Raw genomic sequence first — 23,571 nt, 5'->3', positions numbered from 1 at the left:
CCCCAATGAGCCAACGCCAGACTCAGGAACAGCGCTCCCGCCAGACCCAGGCCAAGATCATGCAGGCCACGCTCGAATGCGTACTGAGCCAGGGCATCCGCGCCACCTCCACGGTCGACGTGGCCCGCGCCGCTGGCGTCTCCCGCGGCGCCCTGGTCCACCACTACCCGACCAAGGAAGCGCTGATGCAGGCCGCGCTCGAAGACCTCCTCGAGCGCGAAGTGATGAGCGTGCGCGACCTGGCCCAGCGCATGCGGGAAGGCGAGATGGGCGTGGACGGCCTGCTGCAGGCGCTGCACGAGCACTTCAAGGGCGATCTGTTCATGGTCACTCTGGAGTACCTCACCACCGCTCGCACCGATCCCGCCATCATGAGCGTGCTGGAACCGCTGGCGGCACGCTTCAATGCCTCGCTGGAACAGATCTGGGAACAGCTCGTCGCCAACAGCGCCCACACCACCGACGAGAATCGCGTCGCCCTGAACGCCACCCTGTGCATGATGCGCGGCATGGGCGCCCAGAGCATCTGGCGCGACGACCCGGCGCTCTATCGCGACATGCTGCTGTTCTGGAAGCGCATGCTACTCGAGACCGGCTACATCGGCCCTCCTCTCCTCCCGGGAGAAGCCACATGATCCGCACCCTCGGACACCATATCGAGACCCTCAGCGACTGGGTCAACCGTGCCACCCTGGTGCTGGCCACCCTGTTTCTGATCCTGATGGCGCTGCACGTGACCCTGGACGTCGCACTGCGCTACTTCGTCGGACAGTCCTTCCCCGGCACACTGGAGATCGTCTCCTTCTACTACATGGTGGCGCTGGTCTTCCTGCCGCTGGCCTACACCGAGCGCATGGGCGAGCACATCAGCGTCGACGTGCTGGTCGGCCGATTCCCGCCCGCCGTGCAGCTCGCGCTCTACCTGTTCGCCGGCGTCCTGGGGGTAATCTATTTCGCCATGCTCGGCTATCAGGGTTACCTGGACGCACTGTATGCCACCGCGTCCCGGGAGACCGCCATGGCCAACTTCACCTTCTACCTGTGGCCCAGCCGCTGGGCGCTGCCGCTCGGCTTCACCGCCGTCTGCCTTGCCATCGTCGCTAACATGCTGAAGGCCATTCGCCTTCGCCAGGCACTCTAGGAGCCCGCCATGAGTCACCTCGAGATCGGCGTGGCGGGCATCGCCGCCGCCCTCGCCCTGATCGCCCTGCGCGTGCCCATTGGCGTCGCCCTGGGGCTGGTCTCCATCATCGGCATCGGCCAGCTGGTCAACATGCATGTCGCCTGGGGCATGATTTCCGCCACCCCCTTCGACTTCGCCGGTACCTGGGAACTGACCGCCGCGCCCATGTTCCTGTTCATGGGCTACCTGTGCACCACCACTCGCATGACCGAGGGCCTGTTCCAGGCCATGCGCCTGTATCTCGCGCGGCTGCCCGGCGGGCTCGCGGTCGCAAGCGTCATGGCCTCGGCCTTCTTCGCCGCGGCCTCCGGCTCCAGCGTGGCAACCTCCGCGGCCATGTCGCGCATCGCCGTGCCTGAGATGCTCAAGCGAAACTACGACAAGGGCCTGGCCACCGGCACCGTGGCGGCCTCCGGCACGCTCGGCTCGCTGATTCCGCCCAGCGTGTTGCTGGTGCTCTACGGCGTCTATGCCCAGGTCTCGGTTGGCCAGCTGTTCATGGCCGGCTTCCTGCCCGGGCTGCTCTCGGCGCTGCTGTACATCCTGATGATCATGGCTCGGGTCAAGGCAAAGCCGGAGCTGGCCGGGCACGCCCAGGTGACCTCCAGTTGGGCCGAGAAGTGGCAGGCCTTCCGCCATATCTGGCCGCTGCCGCTGCTGATCACCGCGGTACTGGGCGGCATCTTTCTTGGTGTGTTCTCGCCCACCGAGGCCGGCGCGGTGGGCACCACCATCGCCGCGCTGATCGCCCTGACCCGCCGCACTCTGACTCTGACCGCCATCCGCGAGGCTCTGGTGCGCACCGCGGTCAGCACCGCCAGCATTTTCATCATCCTGATCGGCTCGCTGTTCTTCACCCGCTTCCTGGCCATGAGCGGCGTGCCCGCCGCCTTCTCGGAGCTGATCCTCGGCGTCAGCACCGAGACCTGGTGGATCATCCTTGCCGTGGCGGTGATCTACCTGGTGCTCGGCATGTTCATCGACTCCATCGGCCTGATGCTCCTTACGCTACCGCTGATCCTGCCGCTGGTGGAAGGCGCCGACCTCAACCTGGTGTGGTTCGGCATCATCGTGGTCAAGCTGCTGGAGGTCGGTCTGGTCACGCCGCCGATCGGACTCAACGTCTACGTCATCAAGGGCGCGCTGGGGAAGAGCGTGACCTTGCCCGAGGTTTTCAGGGGCGTGGCCTGGTTCATCGCCATGGACATCGTCGCTCTGCTGCTGATCGTGCTGATCCCGGCGCTTTCACTCTACCTCCCTCAACAGATGCTGTGACCCGACACAGAACGACAACAAACGCCTGAAGGAACCCAACCATGACCACCACCCGCTTCATCAATGCCAGCGTCATCGACACCCGCGCCGGGTGCGTGCTGCCCGGCCGTGAAGTACGCATCCAGGACGACTGCATCGTCGAAGTCAGCGACGCCCCGCTCGGCGGCGAGGACGACCGCATCATCGACGTGAAGGGCCACTATCTAATGCCCGGCCTGGTGGATGCCCACGTCCACGTCACCGCCATCACCCCCAACTTCGCGTTGCTGGAGACGCTCTCGCCCTTCTACGTGGGCGCCAAGTCCAGCGAGCTACTGGAAGCCATGCTGATGCGCGGCTTCACCACGGTGCGCGATGCCGGCGGCGCCGACTACGGCCTGGCCAACGCCGTCGACGAAGACAGCCTGATCGGCCCGCGGCTGCTCTACTGCGGTAACGCACTCTCCCAGACCGGCGGTCACGGCGACATGCGCGGCCCCGGTCAGCAGACCTTCGAGGGCTGCTTCTGCTGCGCCGGCCTCGGCCGGGTCTGTGACGGTATCAGCGAGGTGCGCCGCGCCGCCCGCGACGAGATCCGTAAGGGCGCCACCCAGATCAAGATCATGGCCTCCGGCGGCGTCTCCTCACCTACCGACCGCATCGACAGCACCCAGTTCTCGCTGGAGGAGATCGATGCCATCGTCGAAGAAGCCACTGCCGCCAACATCCACACCATGGCCCATGCCTACACCGCTCGCGCCATCAACCGGCTGATCCCGCGTGGCGTGAAGACCATCGAGCACGGCAACCTGATGGACGAAGAAAGCTGCCGCCTGTTCCTGGAGCACGACGCCTACCTGACGCCGACACTTTCCACCTACGACGCCCTGGCCAAGGAGGGCGTGGCAGCCGGCATGGCCGAGCACCTGCAGCGCAAGGTATTCGACGTGCTGGAAGCCGGCGGCAAGGCGCTGGAAATGGCCCAGAAGTACGGCGTGAAGATGCTTTACGGCTCCGACCTGCTCGGCCGCATGCAGCGCCACCAGCTCAACGAGTTCCACCTGCGCAAGGACGTGGTGCCCGCCGATGACCTGATCCGCGCCGCCACCTGCAACGCCGCCGACGCCTTCGGCTACGTCGGCGACTTCGGCGAGGTCATCCCCGGCTCCCGCGCCGACCTGCTGGTGGTGCGCGACAACCCACTGGAGGACATCACCGCCCTCACCGATCCGGAGGCGCAACTGCTGATGATCATGAAGGGCGGCAAGGTCTATCGCGAAGGTGGCGTGGCCCTCACCACCAAGTAACGGCGCCCGACGCGTCACGGCGCTCAAAACGCAAAAGCCCCGAGTCGGCGGACCGACTCGGGGCTTTCCATGCGGAGAGAACGAGCCTAAAAGTCGGCGCGCGCCGCCCCCACCATAGCCTCCATCTCGCTCTCATCGACGCCGAGCATCAGCAGGATGTTGCGCTGGGCGGCGTTGAGAATGTTCTGGCGCTCCTGCTCGCCGGGCAGGCTCTTGGCAATGGCCACGGCCCCCACCAAGGAGGCGAGAATGACGCGAGATTTATCGGCGATGATCTCGCGGTCAGGCTCGAAGGGCAGTTTCTTGAGGCGGCTCAGCGCAATAAGGCGGGTTTCCAGCATCTTCTTCATGCGCAGGTAAGAGGCCTCGAACAGCGTGCGAATCTCGGCGTTTTCGTTGCCGATTTCATTGAACAGCACCGATTCCGGGCCGGGGGCTCGCTTGCGCTCCAGCTCCTGCAGGTTCCAGTAGTTGGCCACCAGGTCCGTCAGGTGCTTCACCGACAGCGGCCCCTTCACCAACCTGGCCGCCCGGCTGCTCTCCAGAGTCTCCTGCACCGAGGCCTGATACAGCGCTTCCTTGGAGGCGAAGTGGGCATAGAAGGCCCCATGGGTCATCCTGGCCAGCTTCATGATCTGCCCGATGGAGACCTTTTCGAAACCTCGGCGACTGAACAGCTCGATGGCCGACTTGAGGATGCGCTCCCGCGATCTGGTCTTGTGGTTCGTCGAATACGGCATGGCGACTTCACCCTTCCACCCAGAATATTATCTTGATCATATCAAGCCCGGTGCTAGCGTGGCCCAACACACCCGCTATTCAGGACACCATCATGCAATCACCGCTCGTCATTACCGGCATGGGCATGGTCAGCCCGCTCGGATGCGGCGTCAAGGCAAGTTGGGAGCGCCTCCTCGCCGGCCGCTCGGGCATCGGCCCGATCACCCGATTCGATACCGACGAGCTGCCGATCAAGGTCGCCGGCGCGGTGCCGGACATCACCGACGACCCCGACGCCGGCCTCGATCCTGACCGGGTAGCGGATGCCAAGGAGCGTCGCAAGCTGGAGCGTTTCAGCCTCTATGCCATGGCCGCCGCCGACGAGGCCCTGGCTCAGGCCGACTGGTTCCCCTCGCGGCAGGCGGACCGCGACGGCACCGCCGTGATCGTGGGCTCCGGCATCGGCGGCTTCCCCACCATCACCCAGGCCCAGACCACCCTGACCACGCGTGGCCACCGGCGGCTCTCGCCCTTCACCGTGCCGGCCTTCCTGGCCAACCTGGCCGCCGGGCACGTATCGATTCGCCATGGCTTTCGCGGGCCGCTGGGATGCCCGGTCACCGCCTGCGCCGCCGGCCTCCAGGCCATCGGCGACGGCATGCGGCTGATACGCAGCGGCGAAGCCGAGGTCGCCATAGTGGGTGGCGCCGAAGCCTGCATCGACCCGCTCTCACTGGCCAGCTTCAATGCCATGAAGGCGCTGTCGACGGAGCAGGACGACCCGAGCCGGGCATCGCGCCCCTTCGACCGGGATCGCAACGGCTTCGTCATGGGCGAAGGCGCCGGAGTGATGGTGATCGAAACCCTGGCCCACGCCGAGGCACGCGGGGCCACGCCCCTGGCCGTGCTCAGCGGCTACGGCACCCGCGCCGATGCCTACCACATCACCGCCGGCCCGGAAGACGGCGCCGGGGCCGCGGCCGCCGTGCGGGCGGCCCTGAACATGGCCGGCCTGTCCCCGGAGGTGATCGACCATATCAATGCCCATGCCACCTCGACGCCGGTCGGCGACCGGGCCGAGATCGCCGCGCTGCGAGGCGTGTTCGGCGATGGCCTGACCGAGGTGCCGATCTCCGCCACCAAGTCGGCCACCGGCCACCTGCTTGGCGCCGCCGGCGGCGTGGAGGGCATCTTCTCCGCCATGGCGACGATGCAGGGCCGACTGCCCCCGAGCCTCAACCTCGACAGCGCCGACGAGGACATGCAAGGCCTGGATTTCGTGCCCCATGCATCGCGAGCGCACGCCATCCGACACACCCTGTGCAACGGTTTCGGCTTCGGCGGCGTGAATGCCGCCCTGATCGTCAGCCTGCTGTAGCAGCAGACGACATCGGCCGCCCTACTCTCTCACCACGCACCAAACGACAAGCCCCCGAGCCGGCGAACCGTCTCGGGGGCTTAGGGGTTGTACGAAAAGTCGGCGAGTGATGGCCCGATAAGGCAAAAATCGGTGACAAATCGTCAGGATGGACGATTTGGGCAGCTCCGCTGCTCGGAGAGCGAGTGACATGGATGTCACGAGTCAAAAAACGGAGTTTACGCAGTGTAAATGAGTACTTTGAGCCGATTTTTAACGCCGTATGGGCGAGCGCAGACAGTTTTCGTACAGAACCTAGTCATGCGGGGGAAAGCAAGGCGCACGTTGCCTTCGATCCCCCCGATTTCTCCCCGGACAAACCTGACCAACAGCGTGCGCTGAGAAACATGGCTACGCTGAGTACAGGGAACGGGAGAGCGGAGGCACCGGATGCGAAGCATACTGCGCATTGGGCTGCTCGGCGGGCTGTTGATAGGCATCAGCCTACCGCTCGCCGCACAACAACAAGTGCTGGTCAAAGGGGTAGAACAGGGCCAAGGAACTCTAAGGGCCCGCGGTGGCGAGTGTTTCGCCATCACGCCCCAGCATGTCGTCGGGTTGGGGATGGGGCTCAGCGTGATCAACGCGGAACGTATCCGGGCACCGGCTGAGCCGCTCACCGACTTCGGCGACGACATCGCAGTGATCCGTATCGCAGCCGAGGGGCGCATGCCCTGTGGTATGAGCTGGCCGCTCAACGAATCCCTCGACGACCTTCTACGACAAGCGGTCAACCGCGGTCGTGAGGGGGTTATCCTGCGGGTACGCGACACCGGTGGCCTGGAGTCGCATGCCGTGCGATTCAGCGCTCTGGACGACCGCTACATCGAGGTCACCCTGCTGACGCCGGATAACGAGGCCTTCAAGGGGATCAGCGGATCGAGACTCCTGCTCGATGGGCGCCCGGTCGGCATGGTACTCAACACCGAGATGGGCGCCATTCGCGCCTACCGACAAGACGCCCTCAACCAACGCATCGGTGCGTTCTTTGCCGTGGGTGGCTCACGTCTTCCATCCAGCACCCTCCCCCTCGAACCTCGCCGCGGTCAGGTCATGGCCACCGCACGTACCGCGGTGCGCGAGGAGCCCAGCCCGTGGTCACCGGTGGTGCACTGGCTGGAGGTCGGGCAAAGCGTAGAGCTCAGTGCCAAGGTCAAGAGTCGCCCCTGGTGGCAGGTCCCCGGGGGCTATGTGCGCGTTCGGGATACCACCGCCCCCTAGTGCCTCAGCACTCCCCCGAATCACAACCACAACAACCACAACAATCAGGAGAATCCCATGCCCCATAGACGACTTGCTGCCCTGGGACTGGCACTGGCGCTAAGCGCGACTCCCGCCATGGCCATGGATCAAAGCCGCGTCGAGGCGGCCCAGGAACGAGCTGCCATGCTCGACCAGGTGCGCAACCTGCTCGCCGACGAGAGTGCCTCGGTACGCCTGGCGGTCTTCGAAGAGGTAATGAAAGACGAAGATCCGGTACTGCGCAGCATGGCCATGGAGGCCGCCTTCAGCGGCGACGATGACCGCCTGAAGACCGCCGGCTTGCGCCAATTGATCGAAGAACGCGAATTCCTCGCCGTGGAACTGATCGAACCCATCGACCCGTCCCAGGCCCAGACCTACACCTACGGCGTCTGGCGCGAGCTGGTGCTCAAGGAGCTCAAGGTCGATACCGCCAGCGACGAGGTTTCCGGCAGATTCGATACCGCCGAGTTCCACAACAAAACCTTTATCGGACAGCTCAACCGAGGCGGCTGGCGACTGCAACTCGACTCGGGATACTTCCGCTGCCATCTGGCGCTGAGCGAGCTCAACGGCGTCGACCTGATGGGCTCGCTGGAGTGCGCCATCACCGGCCGAGGCACCGGTGACGACTACGCCGGCGGCAACCGCGCCACCCTGCCCTTCCAGATCCGCCTGTCATGAATGGCACTCCCCTTGCCGCTGCCCTGCTGGCCGGCCTGCTTACGTTTTCGGTCACCCAGGCCCAGACGCCCGAGCCCGCCGAGTTCGCCGAGTTCGCGCTCGAAGCACGTATCCTCAATGAAGGTTACGAACCCGCGGTCGACGTTTCCGGTCGTACCTTGATGGGAGTGATGGCCGAACCCAGCGGGCACCCCGACGGCGATAATCAAGCCCAGCGGCTATACCTCTGGCTGCCCGATGGGCTGGAAACCGGGGGACACCGCATCTGCATTTCGCTCAATTCCCGCGACGGCCACTACACCAGCCTGCTGGACGTATCGCTGGAGAGACTGGAGGCTCTGCGCTCCGGACTAGAGCAACGGGAGGCAGAGAATACCGAAACCCTGCCGGTGGATTTCGTGACCCGCAAGCCCGAGTACTATACGCAGTATGCCCAGACCCCGCCGCCCCACCGGCTGGCAGTGCTGGCTGAACTCAAGCGAGACTGCAGCCCCGCTACCAAGCGAGAGGCCGTGCTGGTAGCCGCCTGGCGCCCCTTCTCGGCGCCGCAGACGCTCAGCGTGATCGCCAACAGTAGCCGGCTGGAGACCCTGCTGGCAGTCCTGCTCGAGCTCCCCGAGGGCGAAAACCGTCAGCTCGGCGTAATGTGCCAACCCATCGAAGCCCCTCAGCGTATCGCCTACGATGCCGCCTGCCGACTGGATATCGCACGGCTCAGGCAAAGGGGCAATCCAGTGATCGAGGACACACAGCTTGTCCGTCGCCGCGGCTCCAGCCTGGCCAGCCAGGTGCCGGTGGAGCTTGAACTGTGAAGATAACCCACCCCTCCGGTGGCCATGCCGGGCGCGGCGTCCAGGCCGCCTGGCTGGGCGGCGGCATGGCAGAGCGCCCCGTCGGCCAGACCCTGCTCGCCCTGGTGGTGACCCTGGCCGCCATCCCGCTGATCCTGCATCTGATCACCCAATTGTTCGAGCGCCCCTACGCCTTCTATATCGACGCCAACAGCGAGGTCCTCGAGCTCTCGACCACCGAGCTCACCGGCACGAGATGGTATCTGGACCATGCTCGGCTGCTTTACCAGGTGGGGGCGGAACGCGAAGAGCGCCCCCCGGATGCGCTGATCCCCCTCGATCGCGGTGCGCCCGACATGAAGCCTCCTGACTTCCAGGGCTATCTGGAAATCGGCCCCAACGCCACCGTTACCCTCACCCGCCAGGGTGCCGGGCCTCTCGACATCAAGATCGAACCCGCCCGGTCCGGCTATCCTCGCGAGACATCGGCCCTTCCGGCCGTCCTGCTGGAGCCATTGGAGTGCACTGTCCAAGCGCCCCCACACGCCAGCGCATCACGTCATCCGAACTGTGGCGACGAAGAGGAAGCAACGCGAATCACCGAGGCCCTTGCACTGCGGGAAGCCACGCTGAGGGTCGACATCGGTGAGGCTCCCCTCAATGGCACCCTCAAGGGCCTGGGGCATATCGGAGGGGAGCCCTATCAACCCACGACCCCCGCCTCTCCACCGCTCATGCGCCACGGCGAGGTCGCGGTGGTCGGCCGGCGAATGGTCTCGGAGCAGATCTACACCCTGATGCAGGCCCCGCTGCATCTCGGCGACACCGTCAGCGTGCGAGGGGGAAACGACAGCCCGCCGGCCACAGCAGAGAAGGAGGACTCGGCGCTCTTCACCTGCCTGTTCTCGGTGGAAAGCAAGGCACTGGAAGGCAAGGGCATCGACCTGGCCTGTCACGCCAGCGGGCGGTCGCTGGCCATCGGCCGCTACGGTGACATAAGCCGCAACGACCTCGCTCCACGACCCTGGGACGTGCTCATCAATGAACCCAGCATGCAGGCCACCCTGCCACTGGCCATCACGGGACTTTTCATACTGGTGATGCGCCTGCTGGATGGGCTTTATCCACGACTCTGCCGAACGCTGAGGGCCGGCTTGACCCGCCTCCAGCAGCGACGTTCATGACATCCTCCACGGCAACGGAGGACACCACGCCGATCAGCCCAACCCTGCGCCATCGAACGGCCACCAGCATTTCGATATCCCCCTGCCCATGCCGCGTCAGCGATGCGGTGTGCGGCCGGCGATCGCGACGCTCTCGGGCGGGCGGATGCCGAAGCACTCCCGGTAGCGCTGGGGCGGCAGCCCCGCGTAGCGCTTGAACAAGCGCCGAAAGAAGGCCAGGTCGTCGTAGCCGACGGCACGGCTCACCTGCTGAACGGTCTGCTGCTCGTTCTCCAGCAGGTGACGGGCGGCATTGATTCGCAGGCGGTGGAGGTAGCCGGTGGGCGTTTCCCCGGTGGCCAGCTTGAAGCGGCGAGCGAAGTTCCGCGGGCTCATGCCCACCTGCCCGGCCAGGTCATCCAGTCTCACCGGCTCGGTGAAATGGTGGAACAACCACTCCTGGGCCCGTCGGATCTGCCCGTCCTCATGCGACATCTCCGGAGGTTCCGCCGCGTACCCGGCCTGCCACACACGCGGCGTCTCGAGCAGTAGTGCCCTGGCCGTCTCCATGGCAACTCGATGACCGCAGAATTTCTCGACCAGATAAAGGCTGAGATCGACGGAGGCATACACGCCGCCACTACACAGCACGTTGTCGCTCTCCGTCAGGAACCGCTCCGGCTGCCAGTGCACCTGCGGGTAGCGTCGCCGACACGTCTCTACCACCCCCCAGTGGGTCGTCGCGGGCCGGCCATCCAGGATACCGGCCTCGGCAAGCAGTCCCACGCCCGCGCAGATACCGGCCAGGGTGACGCCACGCGCGTGCCACGTGCGCAGCCACGGATAGAGTGCCGTGTTGGCCGAGCAGGCGGCCTCCAGGTCTGCACCCACGGCGGATACGATAATGAGATCGGTCTCCGCCACCGCCTCGATGGCACAGCTCGGTTCCAGGTTCAAATCCACGGCCGTGGACACCCGCCGGCCGCCCTGGGACGCCGTACGCACCCGGAAGTGTGGCTCCACCGCCTCCCCGCGCATGGTGTTCCACAGCACGCCGGCCGTGCTGAATACCTCCACCGGCGCCACCGCCGTCGAGGGCATTCCCCCCTCCACCAGCACCACGGTGACATCGATCATCTGATCACTCCGTTGGCCGGATCGCCCCTGCACTATGTCATTTCCGCCACTACGCGGCGGGAAGCTCCTGGAGAATACTGGCGAAACGCGTCCGAGACGCCTCGACGTACGAGATCCAGGCACGCAGAGGAGACACAGCATGAGCAACAACACTACCTACAAGGGAAGCTGCTTTTGTGGCGCCGTACAAGTGACCGTCAGCGGCGAGCCGGAGGCCATGGGCTACTGCCATTGCGATTCGTGCAGACAGTGGTCCGCGGCGCCAGTCAACGCCTTTACACTATGGAAGCCGGAGGCCGTCCACATCACCCAGGGCGAGGAGAACATCGGCACCTACCACAAGACCCCACAGAGCTACCGCAAATGGTGCAAGACCTGCGGCGGGCACATTCTCACCGAGCACCCGGAGCTCGGCCTGACGGATGTCTATGCCGCGATCCTGCCCGCACTCCCGTACAGCCCCGGCCTTCACGTGCACTACCAGGAAAGCGTGTTGCCGATTTCCGACGAGCTCGACAAGTTCAGGGATGTGCCCGAGGAAATAGGCGGTTCCGGTATTCGCGTGGCGGAATGACGTGCTGAGACGTATCACACCATGCATAACCCGAAGCGCCCCGGACCAATGCTGGACCGGGGCGCTTCAAGTGATACGAAAGGAAGCGTGCGGCTACGCCGCCACGTCTGCCCGCCTGGCTCGATGGGCATGCAGCTTCTTGTAGCTCTCGATCAGCCGCTGGTGACGCTCGAGGCCTTCCAGCCGCATGCTGGTCGGCTCGAGGCCGTGGAAGCGCACCTCGCCGTTCACCGAGCCGACCACGGCGGCCATGGTCGTTTCGCCGAACATGCGCTCGAAGTTATAGAGGTAGTCCTCCAGCTCGAGCTCGTCGTCCTGCACGATTTCCAGCACCGCGTTCACCGCCTGGTAGAAGAGCCCGCGCTCGACGGTGTTGTCATTGAACTGCAGGAACATCTCGACCCGCTCCAGGGCTTCCTCGTGCTGGCCGAGCGCCAGGTTGATCAGCAGCTTCAGTTCGAGGATGGTGAGCTGCCCCCAGACGGTGTTCTCGTCGAACTCGATGCCGATCAGGGTGATGATGTCCTCGTGATCATCGATCTGGGTCTCTTCCAGGCGCTCCAGCAGATCGCCCAGTTGCTCGTCGCTCAGCTCGTGGAGGTGCAGGATGTCCTCGCGGAACAGCAATGCCTTGTTGGTGTTGTCCCAGATCAGATCCTCCACCGGGTAAACCTCGGAATACCCCGGCACCAGGATGCGGCACACCGGCGCGCCCAGATCCTCGTGGACGGCCATGTAAGCTTCCAGCCCCAGTTCCGCGAGGATACCGAACAGGCGCTCGGCTTCCTCTTCGTTTGTGCCCGAGAAATCCCACTCGACGAACTCGACATCGGCCCGGGCACTGAAGAAACGCCAGGACACCAGCCCCGAGGAATCGATGAAGTGCTCGACGAAGTTGTTCGGCTCAGTGACGGCCAGCGAATTGAAGGTCGGCGGCATGAAGTCGTTCAGGCCCTCGAAGCTGCGGCCCTGCAGCAGCTCGGTCAGGCTGCGCTCCAGCGCCACCTCGAAACTCGGATGCGCGCCGAAGGACGCGAAGACACCGCCCGTGCGCGGGTTCATCAGGGTGACGCACATCACCGGATACTGCCCGCCCAGGGAGGCATCCTTGACCAGCACCGGGAAGCCCTGCTTCTCCAGCGCCTCGACGCCCTCGAGAATCTCGGGGTACTTCGCCAGCACCTCATGCGGCACGTCCGGCAGCGCGATCTCTTCCTCGATGATCTGCTTCTTCACCGCCCGCTCGAAGATCTCCGACAGGCACTGCACCTGGGCCTCGTGCAGGGTGTTGCCGGCACTCATGCCATTGCTGAGGTAGAGGTTCTCGATCAGGTTCGAGGGGAAGTAGATTACCTCGCCATCCGACTGGCGCACGAACGGCAACGAGACGATGCCGCGTTCCACCTTGCCGGAGTTGGTGTCGATCAGGTTGGAGCCGCGCAGTTCGCCATCCGGATCGTAGAACTCTCGGCAGTAGGCATCCAGGATGCCCTCTGGCAGCTCGTCGTTCGGCCCCGGCTGGAACCATTTTTCGTCGGGATAGTGGACGAACTCGCTGTTGGCGATCTCCTCGCCGAAGAACTGATCATTGTAGAAGAAGTTACAGCTCAAGCGCTCGATGAACTCGCCCAGCGCCGAGCACAGCGCGCTCTCCTTGGTCGACCCCTTGCCGTTGGTGAAGCACATGTTGGAGTGGGCATCGCGAATGTGCAGCGACCACACATGCGGCACGATGTTGCGCCAGGAGGCGATCTCGATCTGCATGCCCAGCGACTCGAGAATGCCCGTCATGTTGGCGATGGTCTGCTCCAGCGGCAGGTCCTTGCCCTCGATCCAGGTACTCGCGCCCTCCTCCGGCTCGGCCATCAGCAGCGCCTGGGCATCCTCATCCAGGTTCTCGACCGTCTCGATCTGGAACTCGGGCACGTTCTGCACCACCCGCTTGACCGAGCAACGCTCGATGGAACGCATGATGCCCTGGCGATCCTTGTCGGACAGATCCTCCGGCAGCTCGACCTGGATCTTGAAGATCTGCTTGTAGCGGTTCTCCGGGTCGACGATGTTGTTCTGCGACAGCCGGATGTTCTCGGTGGGAATATCGCGCGCGTTGCAGTAGACCTTGACGAAATACGCCGCACACATCGCCGACGACGCCAGGAAGTAGTCGAAGGGGCCAGGCGCCGAGCCATCGCCCTTGTAGCGAATCGGCTGGTCGGAGATGACCGTGAAGTCATCGAACTTGGCCTCCAGCCGGAGGTTGTCGAGATAATTGACCTTGATTTCCATTGACAAAGCACCGGATTCGTGGTTTCGGTCGGCCGTAGCGCGTAGCCCGCCATTATCCAGCTTTTGAGGCGCTTCGTCTTGGGCGGCTGGTCAAAAAATCGCCAGAGCGGGCGCGCCGAGGGCATGCCCCGCTCGGGCCCGAACGCCACCGGGCATTACGACGACGATTCTCAATACCGGTAGCGGAACTCGATCATGTGGAAATCCGCCCCCGTCGTGTCCGGGCCATTCACGCCGGCATCGGAATAGTGAAGAAACCGATAGCCCACGCCAGTGGCGCTGGGTGGTCAACGGCAAAAATTTTTCAGATGTTGTCTACGGCTTCCAGAATAAATGAAACGCGCTCACCGACATGGGTACGCGGCACTTCCAAGGTTTCATAGCCCCATTGCCGATACCACCTTTTCAGACCTTCGAACACCTCGACGGACTGTTCAAATGTCTGGTCGCGCTCGGCATCGGTGTCATAGATCTCTTTCCATGGAGGCAGAAGAAAAACGCGCCTGTTGTAGGGAAAATCGTGAACGTATCGAGCCGCTTGATCATATGTCAGTGCATTCTCCGCATCCAGCATCCACAACGCGTCCAGCACACCTCGATCAAAGAACCTGGGACCATCACTAATATCGACTTCTCGATACTTTTCGATATCCGCACTCAGGACCTCATGGGCAAACAAGGCGGGCTCCGGCCTTGGCGACACCCTCGCCATTAACCGCTCCTGGATTATCCTCCGGGCAGACTCTGGTGCGAAACCGTACCCACGCTCCGCCAGAGCGGCAAGAACTGTGGTTTTACCTCCGCCGGGCCCGCCGGTGACTACGAATCGATTGTTCATTAAACGTCTAAGGCCATCCATCACGATATCCAATCCAACGCCGCCCATCCGGATGCCGAAACATCCAATGGCCGTAAGACGCCGAAACCGGAAGCTCCAGCAACTCGGCCACCCATGTCTGGACGTCGTCGGGGTATTGCCCCCACGGCGTCTCGCGGCCCCCGACATCTCGTTCGAAAACGGTTGCCAGCCCCTCACTGACAACGCCTTCCATGAAGGAGGTGCGCTCCGGCCCGCCATACATCACCCAGCCTCGTGCCAGATGATGGAGCTCATGGAACAACGTGAAGCGCAACTGCGTGCGAGCGACACCGGCGATCCCTCTCGGTCGCGCCTGATTGACCGTCCAGCCCACACGATGTGATGTGATCGCAGCGCCCACCTCCCCCGTTTCCGGGATAACGAACTGCCCCGTTTGGCATGCCAGCTCGATATCATGGGGCAACAGCGCACCAAGGTGGGCACGTATCTCCATATCCGCAGCAGCACAGATCTCATCGACGGCTTGACGAGAATCGTCCGAGAAATGCCGACAGTCGGTGGTATCGAGGAAAAGCGGGACGATCATCGGCTGATATTCCTTTCGTCAAGACGGATGTTTGGCATAGCGCTTGAGCTCACTGGTTTTTACGGAGCGCAACGGAGTAGAAATGGTGTTCCCCCAAAAAAATGGACACGCGCCATCAGCTAATCCCTTCGAATTCTATCGGGCTCCGGTAACCAAGGCCACTGTGAAGACGATGGTTATTATAGAAGCCATCAATATAGTGCCTGATTTGGCTTCGTAGCTGGCACATCGCAGTGAAGCTAGTTGCGTGTAGCAACTCTCCCTTCAGGGTCTTAAAAAAGGATTCCACTTCCGCATTGTCAGTACATTGCCCAGGCCGATTCATGCTGTGTCGCACTTGATGTTGATTCAGAAGCCGCTGCATTTTGTGTGCCCTATACTCGATCCCACGATCCGTGTGGAGCAGTAAGCCTGGTGACGGATGACGCCGCTTGAAGGCCTCTCTGAGCGTCGATTTAGAGAAGTCAGCAGTTAGGCTCTTACCGAGTCGCCAATGGATGACTCGGCGAGAATAGAGGTCCAGCACAACGGCCAAGAACACATATTTTGTGCCTAATTTGATGTAGGTAACATCACTGCTCCACTGCTGGTTAACACCTGTTGGCGCTGGTGCAGCCAGCCGGTAATTGGGCAATGCCTTCAATTCATGACGTCTGCGTGCCAAACGCCGGTAGACTCGAGTGACACGTGCCTTCATGCCCCACTCCTGCATGATCCTCGCCACGCGGTTTTCGCCCACCTGAACGCCCTCACGGCGTAGCGCCTGATACACCCTAGGACTCCCATACCGCCCTCTGCTCTCGTCATAGACCTTCCGGATCCTGAAGACCAGATCTGCCCGTTCGACAGCCCTAGGGCTTGGCTTACGATTGACCCAGGCGTAATAGCCTGACCGGGAAACGCTCAAGTACTTGCACAGGAGCTTTACGTTGTATTCTCGTCTGTGCTTCCAGACGAACCGGAACGCTTCCGTCGTCCCTCGGCCTGAAAGCGTTGAAACTTTTTTAGGATGTCGTTCTCCTCCTGAAGCTCCGATACGCGGCGCTTCAGGCGAGCAACCTCATCCTGCTCCTGGACCTTCTGCTTGGCCTCAGCTGGTGCCTTCCTGACTCGTTTCATGGCGAATTTTCCTTCGCGATATTCCTTTCGCCAGCGTGACAGCATGAAGGGGTGGATATCCAGTGCTTCAGCCACCCCCTGGACGCTCCGGTGGGCCTGATAGCTCCACTCCACTGCTTTGACTTTGAACTCGGTGCTATAGCGCTGTGTTTTCTTCCCCGTGATCATCTCGGGCATCGGTTCTCTCCTGCTGGGGAGTTATCGATGCGTGTCCACTAGAGTGGGGGAAGTCCAAAATCCAGTGCAGCGATTTGTTAGCCCAACAGTTCATTCATTCGCACCTGGAAATAGCTTGGGTATTTCTCCATCAACGCACTAGCTCCATCCCTTTCTTGTTTCAGCGCCTTCACAAGATCTTCCTTTTGAGTCGCTGCCAAGTTCAAGGATGCCGCAAGGTCTTGAGCGATGACGCGGTCCGAAAAGCCAAGTTCATAAAGAGCAATCGTGGTTTCGGTGGGCAGACCATACTTCAGTCGCTTTTGAAAAAGCTGTAAACGACTGATCAGCTCTCCGATGCCATCTTGGTCGAGAGTTTCGATGAATTCAGACACAGCGCCTACAACAAGCGCTCCGTCGTATGCGAGCGTCCCTTCGCAGACGTCGACGACATGATCGATCTTGAACTCCCTTCGCCGATTGCCCCATATCATTTTGGCTTTACGCTGACGGATGATTCCCAGTAAGTCGCTGAAAGGCCGCCCACTGATCCATTCATGCGCGATTTCTTTAAGCACCTCCGGCTTATCGAACTTCGTGAATACGCCACCGTTGATATGCCGGGTGAGCAAAGGCCAGGCTAGGTCGAGAGCTTCTTTTTCATCAACAATCGAAAGCAGACTGGCAGTGTTGGATTGAACCCATCCCTCAATGGCTTGGGCATCCTGAATTCCGTAAAGCGTCCTGCCGTAGATTTTACGGCGAGCTGGATCTGTGATGTTTGCCGAGATATTGCCGGCGAGAAGCTGAAATAACTCGCGGATATGGTCCTGTTTTCGCTCATCGGCCAGGAAGAAAGCCAGCGTCCCTTCGGCCAGGTGGGACACATCGGCTTCCGAAAGACCATTCTCCGATTCATCCCAATGGGATAAGAGAAAGCTCTCCACGGCACAGATAAGGCTGATTCTCCAGGCGACTTGCCTCTCGACACCGCTTCGTGAGAATCCTTTGCCTCCATGTCGTTCGGCTATCCCGACAGCCAGTTTGGCAACTTCATCAGGATCGTTGATATAGGCCTTAGCGAAATCCAGAGCCTCCATGATGATTGTGTATTTCTCGTCATCACTCTTGATGGGGTCGAAGATCGATAGAAGATTGCTGATGCATGGCTCAGAATTGCGAGGCTCGAGAAGTTCTTTCACCTGATCCCAGCGCCATTTATCGTTACGGGCCTTCCGCTTGTCATAGATCACCGGGTCTGCAAACAGGATACTGCCTTCGGTATGCATCCCGGCTCGGCCCGCTCGGCCAATGAGATTGTGGAAATCGCGAACCTTGATGCGTTCCATGCCTTGGTAGACACTGGTCACGATGAGGTATCGAATGGGAAGGTTTACGCCCTGCGCTAAGGTGGATGTGCAAACAACGAATCGCACAAGGTCGTCACGCATGGCTTGCTCCACCGCCAACCGGATACCATGCGGCGTATTGCCATGATGAGAAAAAATTCCGTGTGCTGCGCTCTGAGACGCCGGAGCGTCAGCGCCGAGATTCTCTACATGCAGATGTGTCAGCCGCTCAACTTCCTGTGCGTCAGAAAAATCTGACGGCAGGGGCAGGGGTGCGCCTCGCTCTATAATATTGACGGCCTTTTCGCAGACGCTAGCCGCTGTCGACTTCCTTCCACAGAAAACAGCGATACTGCCATTTGGGACCAATTTCAGACCAAGATAAAGTGCGATAGCCTGTCCATCCGTCTTTTCAGGAAAAAAACGGTCCTTCCTTTCCCGCTTCTTCCTCCCGAGATTGAATCTCTCAATAACCCTCGGCACAAAAAACTCGTTTTGTTCAGCGTCACGGCTGTCGACGTACTCGACTCTTCCCAGTTGATCGAGCCAGCTGGCGAAACCGACCGACCTGAAAGTGGGAGTCAACGTTGTACCTTCGACGACATTAGGTTCGCCGTTCAGCCATTCGCCGACAGCCTCGGCATTACTGATGACCGCCGATATCAGCACCTTCTGCGTTTCTTCTGGAATCATGGAGCGCAGCGATGTTAGGAGAAGCTCGTATGTGATGCCTCGGGTGCCACTGTCGAACTGGTGGCCTTCATCAAAGACCAGCAGGCCAATGTGAGCTGCCAGCTCCGGAGAATGCCGAAGGACGTAGAGCAGCTTCTCCGGGGTTACGACCAGGATCTGTTGGTGCCCAAGAAGCTCGGCAATCTCGAAGTCGGTCTGTAGAGCATCAGATAATTCATCCACCATGGTGGGTTCATCGTGGAATGCCTCAACGAGGCTGTTCTTGATTTCATGACACAGCGCCCGGAAGGGGGCGATGATGATGGCCAATGACACTCGGCCTGCCAGAAAAGCGCTCCGTAGGATAAGTTCCGTTGCCTTTGTTTTTCCGGCACTGGTAGGCATTTGTACGATAGCAGACTTTCCTTTAAGGATACCTGCTCTGCCTAAAAGGTGTTGTGCTGGCCATAATTCTTTGATGAATGAACTCTTTCCGATCGCTGGTCGCCACTTATCTCTTGAAAGCCCGGAATAGAATGGAAGCGCATTCCAGCAAGAGTTAATAATTTTTTTCCTGATCAAAGCGGCCGCAATATCGCCAAGCAAAAGCTGTCTAGGCGTACCATACTCGTAAACAGAAACTCTGAGCTCTCTGATCAGGTCAAGGAGCTTGTCTTCACCGGTGCCATTACTGATAAACCGTACTAATGTGTCGAAAATAACGTCGATATAATTTCCGAGTTCTCCCTCCGCTCCACCAAAATCCGTAGATATGTCCCCTCGTAACATCCAAAAAATCAGATTTTCGAGTCCCATGGCATTTAGATCTGGAAAATCCGCGTCGGCATTCCAGGCCAGTACCGAGGCGCTTCCGGGTAAATCGCAAAGATAGTAAGAAGACGCTCCAACAAGTAAGAGGTATGGCTCTAGGTTCTCATTCAGCCTTGACTGTAAATAGGAGTCGAAAAAACGGGCAGAAAAAAGTAGATTGGATTTAAGCTCCGGGAGGGATTCTAAATCTGGCTCCCCCCGGTTGATTGCAGCGGCGAGGTCACCCAGCAGGCCAATCGAGAGTGTGAATAGCTTGGCCGGATCTTGATTGATTTTGATGTGATGCTCTTCCGGAACACCGTACTCGAGCATTTTGGCCTTTGACCTAGTTACACCAAGCAGGAGTTGGGATTTCTTTTCAGGCCTCATCCGTAGCCCTCCTGTAGAGCTCGTGGACAAGATCCATCATGCCGGGTCCCTTGATAACTAGTAGGACAAGATTGTCACTGTTGGGATGGGGAAAGAACTCGCTGGATTTTGCTGACTTGGGAATCTTGCTGCAGTCCACTGAAGCCAGTTCATTAGCGTCGAAATGCTCATTAGAGATAATAGCCGCAGCGCCGAAGGTTTCCTTGTAGGGAATATCTACTGGGCTTTGAAATCTTTCGATTCTCTGGGCTTGTTCGATTTCCTTTTTTTCAAAGAGCCTTTGTTTGATGAAGTTCAGAGATTCATCTATTCTAATATGATCCTTGGCAGAATCGTTGATAGCATCCTGCAATCGGTTGATCTTAGAGGCGGAGAACTTTGTTTTAGATTCAAATACAAATAATACATCCTTGGTGGAGGATTCGCCTTCTTCTTCGTGAAAACGGAATCCAATGACATCGCTGCCCTTGGGTGATTCATCTCGAACAACCTTCGATGACCACCGTACCCTAGGCACCCAATATCCGAGCAGCCATTGAAGATAGTCGGAAACCAGAATTTCCCCAAAATCACCCGCTCTAATCCCTGGACCAAGTTTGGATGTTTTGCATGGGAACTTGACATCGATCAGGTAGTCTGATCGCGGACGCTTGCCCCGGAGGAAATCAATCTCAGTATCTAAGCAATAGTGATTGCGGAAGTGTTTTGCCCAAGCGGAGAGCACTTCCTCGTCGTTGTCATGACGAAAATCCCAGACTTCCACCTCCTTGCCATCGGAAGTCGTCATTCGTTCGCCAGTGTCGACGAGCCATTTTATATGGTCTGAAGTCCAGGGCATTCCAGTTCCTGATGTTACTTAAGGGGCTAACGCCGCTAAGCACGCGCGGTTGCGGAATGGAGGCGAAGCCGCAATGCAGTAACCGTCGCCGTGACTTGCCTGGTTAGGCCGCTGTTAATCATCCGAAAAATCTTCACAGGCAACAAATAGCTTAGACTTTTCCTTATCTATAAATATAAAGTCAGCCTCATTGGTCATCCCTGCAAGATACTGATCTCTACCTCCCTTCATTTTTCCGTGGGGAGTATTAAAGGTGATTGCTTCGCCAATAGAGTATGTATATCTATCTAATTTAGAATCGTATAGGCCATCAGCGCCTTTTGGATACTGCTTAAACTTTACCGTATTGTAATTGGGCTTGAGCAAACTAACGAAAGCCTTCTCTGCGTCTGCAACAATTGCTTTGTGGTCATAACCGAATTCTAAGTCTATTTCGCTGCCTGCACCAAAAGTGGTTACAAAAAGCGGTTCGAGACGGAATAAAAATAAAAAGATCTCATCTGTGACTCGTGCACCAGGATATCGTTGTGGCTCATTAGCTAATATATCCAACCGAGCATGATGCCCGTTTTTAATGAGACGTTCGTAGCTATCACCTTCTTTTGCAATACCCACATACAAAAGGTCATAGCAAAAAAGCTCTTTGTAATTGTCGAGGCCAGTTAGACCTTTCAGACCTCTGGAACGGTGCCATAAAATGCTTTCAGTCGTGAACCTTTCTAGTAGAAGTGTATCTTCATCTTTTTCATAAAATACTTCTATCGCATCTTCGCTTCCGCCCACACCATATTTGCTTCCTTCAAAGTTTTGAACGACCTCCAAGCTGTCTACGTCAATAGATCCCTGACCTCGCAATTCACCCCCAATGAAAAGATCAAAAGATACTCTCATAGTGTCTTCACATGCAGATAGGTTAGCGAACTTCGATTTCGGTTTGCCACCTATCATGTAAAAGTCGCTTGCGCGCATAGCGTCAGCTGCTGGCTCATCCTTGAACCAGTAGGCCTCTTGATTAGAGATGGGAGGAAAGACTAGCTCCAGAAATGTGGTCAATCCTCTATTTGTTCCTGACATAGTGTTTCCTCTCAATCCATAAAATGCGCTAAAGCCAAGTCCAATTTGGGCCTAACGCATAGCTGAGGCGCGCGAGTGTGCGAGCGTCGTCTCAAGCGCCGTGTTATGCACGTTGTTGGTGAAGCGGACATAGGTACCGCCACCAACAGCCCTTCGGTAAACCCGTAGCCTAAAACCTTTTCGCGATTGATGCGATTTGCTGCGCAGTTTCTGCTTTTAGGGTGTCGTCACCACTCCTCAAAAATGTCTCCTCATCCACATAAGACATTTCACACTGCGGCGGGATGGTAATGGTTATAACACCTAGGCCGTAGAACTCATTATAGTCCATATTGGAAAGCACAGAATCCCGCACACTCCCAGAAAGACCCGAGTTCCGGATCGCCTCCTTCCAATGCGAATAATATTGCTCAATAGTGATACCCAGCACCTCCGCCTCTCGTTTTACTCCAACGACATATTTTCTGCCAACCCTTTTCCCTTCCACTCCGTCAATTTCACTTACCCGATTTTTGTCTGCCTCCTTGTCAGCAACCCCAATTATTATTTGTCCAGAGCAGCTTGGCCCATTATTCGCTATTGCACAAATCGTATTAATAACCTTGTCGACTACCTTTTCATCTTTCTGTCTGTCATCTGAGAGACTTAGAAGTCCTTGCTTTAATTCGTACCTAGAGTGCTCGGCTTCTGATCGCCTTAATGCGTTTTGGATATCTACGGTCGATTGCGACCCATAAATATGCTGTGTTCCATCAGCATCGATCAAGCAATCGTCCAACAAGGCTTTCGCAGTTGCTATATTCTTTCTTCGTTCACTTGGGGAGCCGGCTTTCCTACCAGATTCAATCCTAGAGACAAGATTGTATAGAGATTTTTTGGCGCACTCGTAGTCGGAGATCACTCTCTTGTCTTTGACAAAAATTTCGTGAAGTGCGATAAAAAGAACAGCAAAAACGGAAGGAAATGGGTTCGTTGTTCGTTTTTCAAAGATCAAATCTCTTAGCTTTTCCTCGCCCCCTTGGTTGCATATTTTTTGTATTTCTTCAACACAAAACTTGAACTCCTCTGATATGCGCTCGGGGCCGTATACATCAAGCAAGCTCAATATTCTTTTATTTTCCTCACTTCCGTCCGCGTACACGCTATCTAAGGCATCCTTAGACCTAGGAATTGGTTGACTCCCGACTATCGAAGCCACAATATCCGCTATGCACTGCTCGTCTTCGCTATCTCGCAGATCTGTGGATCGCAGGATACCCTGCTGAACCCAGAAAACTTCATCTGCGCGCACCTCATAGCCGTGCTTGGACATTGGCAAATCAACACTAACTGATGGCATCAAACTAAGTGTCAATACATCAGCAGAGTCATCCCCTCGTATTTCACAAGCTATATGACGAACGACCTCAGAGAATTCGTTTTTAACACCCGCCTGTCTTCTTTCTTGATCGCTTAACCGGTGACCATAGGTATTAATTCTGTCAAATACGTCATTTATTTCATCCTCTGTTGCATTGCGCATTACAGAAAGCGCCAACGTATAATCAAGGATCGTGGTCACCTGCTCCTGATCAAGAAGGCTCTCCGATTGAGCAGGGTCAAAACCACCAGAATCCGCACGACTTTTCGCGGTGGGGAAGTGTTCAAGGTTGAAGAATCGTCCATCTAAATCTGGAAATGATGTTTCTATAAATGAAACAATAGCATGAAGCCTTTGCAGGCCATCTATTATTTCATATGTTCCCGTCTCTTCTCGCTCGGCAACAAATATCGCGGGAATCGGGTATCTTTTTAATATTGACTCAATTAACCTTTGCTTCTCATCTTGAGTCCATACAAGTTTTCTTTGATACCGTCTATTGACGTATAGCTTATCTTCCTTGTACCAGCTGTATATGGATTGGATTGAGGTTGGTTGAGATGCTAGGTTTTGTCCGAAAAGTCGAATTTACTAATGTGCACCATGCCGCAGCTGCATAGGTGATGCATGGCAGGACGC

The 23,571-nt window shown here is 58.6% G+C and carries 22 protein-coding genes; 10 read left to right on the top strand and 12 right to left on the bottom strand.

The genetic code is table 11. The features are described 5' to 3' along the window. The first annotated feature begins 5 nt into the window (after positions 1 to 5). Genes LU493_RS13145 through LU493_RS13130 form a run of 4 tightly spaced genes read left to right on the top strand, consistent with a single transcriptional unit; the run spans position 6 to position 3,744 of the window. Complete coding sequence (locus LU493_RS13145; RefSeq protein ID WP_275288240.1) at positions 6 to 635, top strand: TetR/AcrR family transcriptional regulator; 630 nt, start codon at positions 6 to 8, stop codon at positions 633 to 635. Continuing rightward, positions 632 to 1,141 carry a TRAP transporter small permease subunit gene (locus LU493_RS13140; protein WP_275288239.1) on the top strand — a complete coding sequence of 170 codons (510 nt, stop codon included), beginning with the start codon at positions 632 to 634 and terminating at the stop codon, positions 1,139 to 1,141. The genes LU493_RS13145 and LU493_RS13140 overlap by 4 nt, the downstream gene beginning before the upstream one ends. Before the next feature lie 9 nt (positions 1,142 to 1,150). Then, a complete protein-coding gene (locus LU493_RS13135; RefSeq protein WP_275288238.1) occupies positions 1,151 to 2,458 on the top strand; it encodes a TRAP transporter large permease in 1,308 nt (435 codons plus the stop codon). Between the two features lie 41 nt (positions 2,459 to 2,499). After that, positions 2,500 to 3,744, top strand: coding sequence for a metal-dependent hydrolase family protein (locus tag LU493_RS13130; RefSeq protein WP_275288237.1), 1,245 nt, complete (start codon positions 2,500 to 2,502; stop codon positions 3,742 to 3,744). Between the two features lie 86 nt (positions 3,745 to 3,830). Here LU493_RS13130 and LU493_RS13125 read toward each other — a convergent pair whose 3' ends face one another. After that, complete coding sequence (locus LU493_RS13125; RefSeq protein ID WP_275288236.1) at positions 3,831 to 4,484, bottom strand: TetR/AcrR family transcriptional regulator; 654 nt, start codon at positions 4,482 to 4,484, stop codon at positions 3,831 to 3,833. A 92-nt stretch (positions 4,485 to 4,576) separates the two neighbouring features. Between LU493_RS13125 and fabF the strand changes: the two genes are divergently transcribed. The 5 genes from fabF to LU493_RS13100 all read left to right on the top strand — a co-directional run bounded on the left by fabF (position 4,577) and on the right by LU493_RS13100 (position 9,782). Next, positions 4,577 to 5,842, top strand: coding sequence for a beta-ketoacyl-ACP synthase II (fabF, locus tag LU493_RS13120; protein WP_275288235.1), 1,266 nt, complete (start codon positions 4,577 to 4,579; stop codon positions 5,840 to 5,842). Between the two features lie 429 nt (positions 5,843 to 6,271). Then, entirely contained in the window at positions 6,272 to 7,102 is an 831-nt protein-coding gene (locus tag LU493_RS13115; RefSeq protein ID WP_275288234.1) for a hypothetical protein, read from the top strand. Positions 7,103 to 7,159: 57 nt separating this feature from the next. Further along, positions 7,160 to 7,807 carry a hypothetical protein gene (locus LU493_RS13110; protein WP_275288233.1) on the top strand — a complete coding sequence of 216 codons (648 nt, stop codon included), beginning with the start codon at positions 7,160 to 7,162 and terminating at the stop codon, positions 7,805 to 7,807. Beyond that, entirely contained in the window at positions 7,804 to 8,619 is an 816-nt protein-coding gene (locus LU493_RS13105; RefSeq protein WP_275288232.1) for a hypothetical protein, read from the top strand. The genes LU493_RS13110 and LU493_RS13105 overlap by 4 nt, the downstream gene beginning before the upstream one ends. Continuing rightward, positions 8,616 to 9,782, top strand: coding sequence for a hypothetical protein (locus tag LU493_RS13100; RefSeq protein ID WP_275288231.1), 1,167 nt, complete (start codon positions 8,616 to 8,618; stop codon positions 9,780 to 9,782). Before LU493_RS13105 ends, LU493_RS13100 begins: the two co-directional genes overlap by 4 nt. A gap of 96 nt (positions 9,783 to 9,878) precedes the next feature. On the opposite strand, the gene LU493_RS13095 is transcribed toward LU493_RS13100, so the two are convergent. Continuing rightward, positions 9,879 to 10,898: a GlxA family transcriptional regulator gene (locus tag LU493_RS13095; protein WP_275288230.1), complete on the bottom strand. Its 1,020-nt coding sequence runs from the start codon at positions 10,896 to 10,898 to the stop codon at positions 9,879 to 9,881. Positions 10,899 to 11,037: 139 nt separating this feature from the next. Here LU493_RS13095 and LU493_RS13090 point away from each other — a divergent pair, with 139 nt between their 5' ends. After that, positions 11,038 to 11,472: a GFA family protein gene (locus LU493_RS13090; RefSeq protein WP_275288229.1), complete on the top strand. Its 435-nt coding sequence runs from the start codon at positions 11,038 to 11,040 to the stop codon at positions 11,470 to 11,472. Between the two features lie 93 nt (positions 11,473 to 11,565). On the opposite strand, the gene LU493_RS13085 is transcribed toward LU493_RS13090, so the two are convergent. From LU493_RS13085 to LU493_RS13045, 10 genes are all read right to left on the bottom strand, one after another. Continuing rightward, on the bottom strand, positions 11,566 to 13,758 hold the full coding sequence (locus LU493_RS13085; RefSeq protein ID WP_275288228.1) for an OsmC domain/YcaO domain-containing protein: 2,193 nt from the start codon (positions 13,756 to 13,758) through the stop codon (positions 11,566 to 11,568). A gap of 170 nt (positions 13,759 to 13,928) precedes the next feature. Further along, positions 13,929 to 14,027, bottom strand: coding sequence for an acyloxyacyl hydrolase (locus LU493_RS20060; RefSeq protein WP_410000329.1), 99 nt, complete (start codon positions 14,025 to 14,027; stop codon positions 13,929 to 13,931). Positions 14,028 to 14,062: 35 nt separating this feature from the next. Beyond that, a complete protein-coding gene (locus tag LU493_RS13080; protein ID WP_275288299.1) occupies positions 14,063 to 14,620 on the bottom strand; it encodes an AAA family ATPase in 558 nt (185 codons plus the stop codon). Then, positions 14,604 to 15,164: a DUF2268 domain-containing putative Zn-dependent protease gene (locus LU493_RS13075; RefSeq protein ID WP_275288227.1), complete on the bottom strand. Its 561-nt coding sequence runs from the start codon at positions 15,162 to 15,164 to the stop codon at positions 14,604 to 14,606. The genes LU493_RS13080 and LU493_RS13075 overlap by 17 nt, the downstream gene beginning before the upstream one ends. A 115-nt stretch (positions 15,165 to 15,279) precedes the next feature. After that, the gene (locus LU493_RS13070) at positions 15,280 to 16,200 is read right to left on the bottom strand and encodes an IS3 family transposase (protein ID WP_275288298.1); all 921 of its coding nucleotides are present in this window, start codon (positions 16,198 to 16,200) and stop codon (positions 15,280 to 15,282) included. After that, positions 16,089 to 16,460, bottom strand: coding sequence for a transposase (locus tag LU493_RS13065; RefSeq protein ID WP_275288226.1), 372 nt, complete (start codon positions 16,458 to 16,460; stop codon positions 16,089 to 16,091). Before LU493_RS13065 ends, LU493_RS13070 begins: the two co-directional genes overlap by 112 nt. A 77-nt stretch (positions 16,461 to 16,537) precedes the next feature. Next, a complete protein-coding gene (locus LU493_RS13060; RefSeq protein WP_275288225.1) occupies positions 16,538 to 19,660 on the bottom strand; it encodes a DEAD/DEAH box helicase in 3,123 nt (1,040 codons plus the stop codon). Beyond that, entirely contained in the window at positions 19,650 to 20,447 is a 798-nt protein-coding gene (locus LU493_RS13055) for a Hachiman antiphage defense system protein HamA (protein WP_275288224.1), read from the bottom strand. Before LU493_RS13055 ends, LU493_RS13060 begins: the two co-directional genes overlap by 11 nt. Before the next feature lie 165 nt (positions 20,448 to 20,612). Continuing rightward, positions 20,613 to 21,572, bottom strand: coding sequence for a hypothetical protein (locus tag LU493_RS13050; protein WP_275288223.1), 960 nt, complete (start codon positions 21,570 to 21,572; stop codon positions 20,613 to 20,615). A 169-nt stretch (positions 21,573 to 21,741) separates the two neighbouring features. After that, the gene (locus tag LU493_RS13045) at positions 21,742 to 23,469 is read right to left on the bottom strand and encodes a DUF262 domain-containing protein (protein ID WP_275288297.1); all 1,728 of its coding nucleotides are present in this window, start codon (positions 23,467 to 23,469) and stop codon (positions 21,742 to 21,744) included. Positions 23,470 to 23,571: the final 102 nt, after the last annotated feature.

The organism is Halomonas elongata, assembly GCF_029081005.1.
In the GTDB taxonomy this organism is placed as follows: Bacteria; Pseudomonadota; Gammaproteobacteria; order Pseudomonadales; family Halomonadaceae; genus Halomonas; species Halomonas elongata_B.
The sequence above is the reverse complement of the archived record's forward strand: the minus strand, read 5'-3'. Positions and strand labels throughout refer to the sequence as shown.

Excerpts from the sequence above, each read along its gene's own strand:
- LU493_RS13145 (WP_275288240.1), top strand. The coding sequence starts at position 6 with ATGAGCCAACGCCAGACTCAGGAACAGCGCTCCCGCCAGACCCAGGCC.
- LU493_RS13140 (WP_275288239.1), top strand. The coding sequence starts at position 632 with ATGATCCGCACCCTCGGACACCATATCGAGACCCTCAGCGACTGGGTC.
- LU493_RS13135 (WP_275288238.1), top strand. The coding sequence starts at position 1,151 with ATGAGTCACCTCGAGATCGGCGTGGCGGGCATCGCCGCCGCCCTCGCC.
- LU493_RS13130 (WP_275288237.1), top strand. The coding sequence starts at position 2,500 with ATGACCACCACCCGCTTCATCAATGCCAGCGTCATCGACACCCGCGCC.
- LU493_RS13125 (WP_275288236.1), bottom strand. The coding sequence starts at position 4,484 with ATGCCGTATTCGACGAACCACAAGACCAGATCGCGGGAGCGCATCCTC.
- fabF (WP_275288235.1), top strand. The coding sequence starts at position 4,577 with ATGCAATCACCGCTCGTCATTACCGGCATGGGCATGGTCAGCCCGCTC.
- LU493_RS13115 (WP_275288234.1), top strand. The coding sequence starts at position 6,272 with ATGCGAAGCATACTGCGCATTGGGCTGCTCGGCGGGCTGTTGATAGGC.
- LU493_RS13110 (WP_275288233.1), top strand. The coding sequence starts at position 7,160 with ATGCCCCATAGACGACTTGCTGCCCTGGGACTGGCACTGGCGCTAAGC.
- LU493_RS13105 (WP_275288232.1), top strand. The coding sequence starts at position 7,804 with ATGAATGGCACTCCCCTTGCCGCTGCCCTGCTGGCCGGCCTGCTTACG.
- LU493_RS13095 (WP_275288230.1), bottom strand. The coding sequence starts at position 10,898 with ATGATCGATGTCACCGTGGTGCTGGTGGAGGGGGGAATGCCCTCGACG.
- LU493_RS13090 (WP_275288229.1), top strand. The coding sequence starts at position 11,038 with ATGAGCAACAACACTACCTACAAGGGAAGCTGCTTTTGTGGCGCCGTA.
- LU493_RS13085 (WP_275288228.1), bottom strand. The coding sequence starts at position 13,758 with ATGGAAATCAAGGTCAATTATCTCGACAACCTCCGGCTGGAGGCCAAG.
- LU493_RS13075 (WP_275288227.1), bottom strand. The coding sequence starts at position 15,164 with ATGATCGTCCCGCTTTTCCTCGATACCACCGACTGTCGGCATTTCTCG.
- LU493_RS13065 (WP_275288226.1), bottom strand. The coding sequence starts at position 16,460 with ATGCCCGAGATGATCACGGGGAAGAAAACACAGCGCTATAGCACCGAG.
- LU493_RS13060 (WP_275288225.1), bottom strand. The coding sequence starts at position 19,660 with ATGAGGCCTGAAAAGAAATCCCAACTCCTGCTTGGTGTAACTAGGTCA.
- LU493_RS13055 (WP_275288224.1), bottom strand. The coding sequence starts at position 20,447 with ATGACGACTTCCGATGGCAAGGAGGTGGAAGTCTGGGATTTTCGTCAT.
- LU493_RS13050 (WP_275288223.1), bottom strand. The coding sequence starts at position 21,572 with ATGTCAGGAACAAATAGAGGATTGACCACATTTCTGGAGCTAGTCTTT.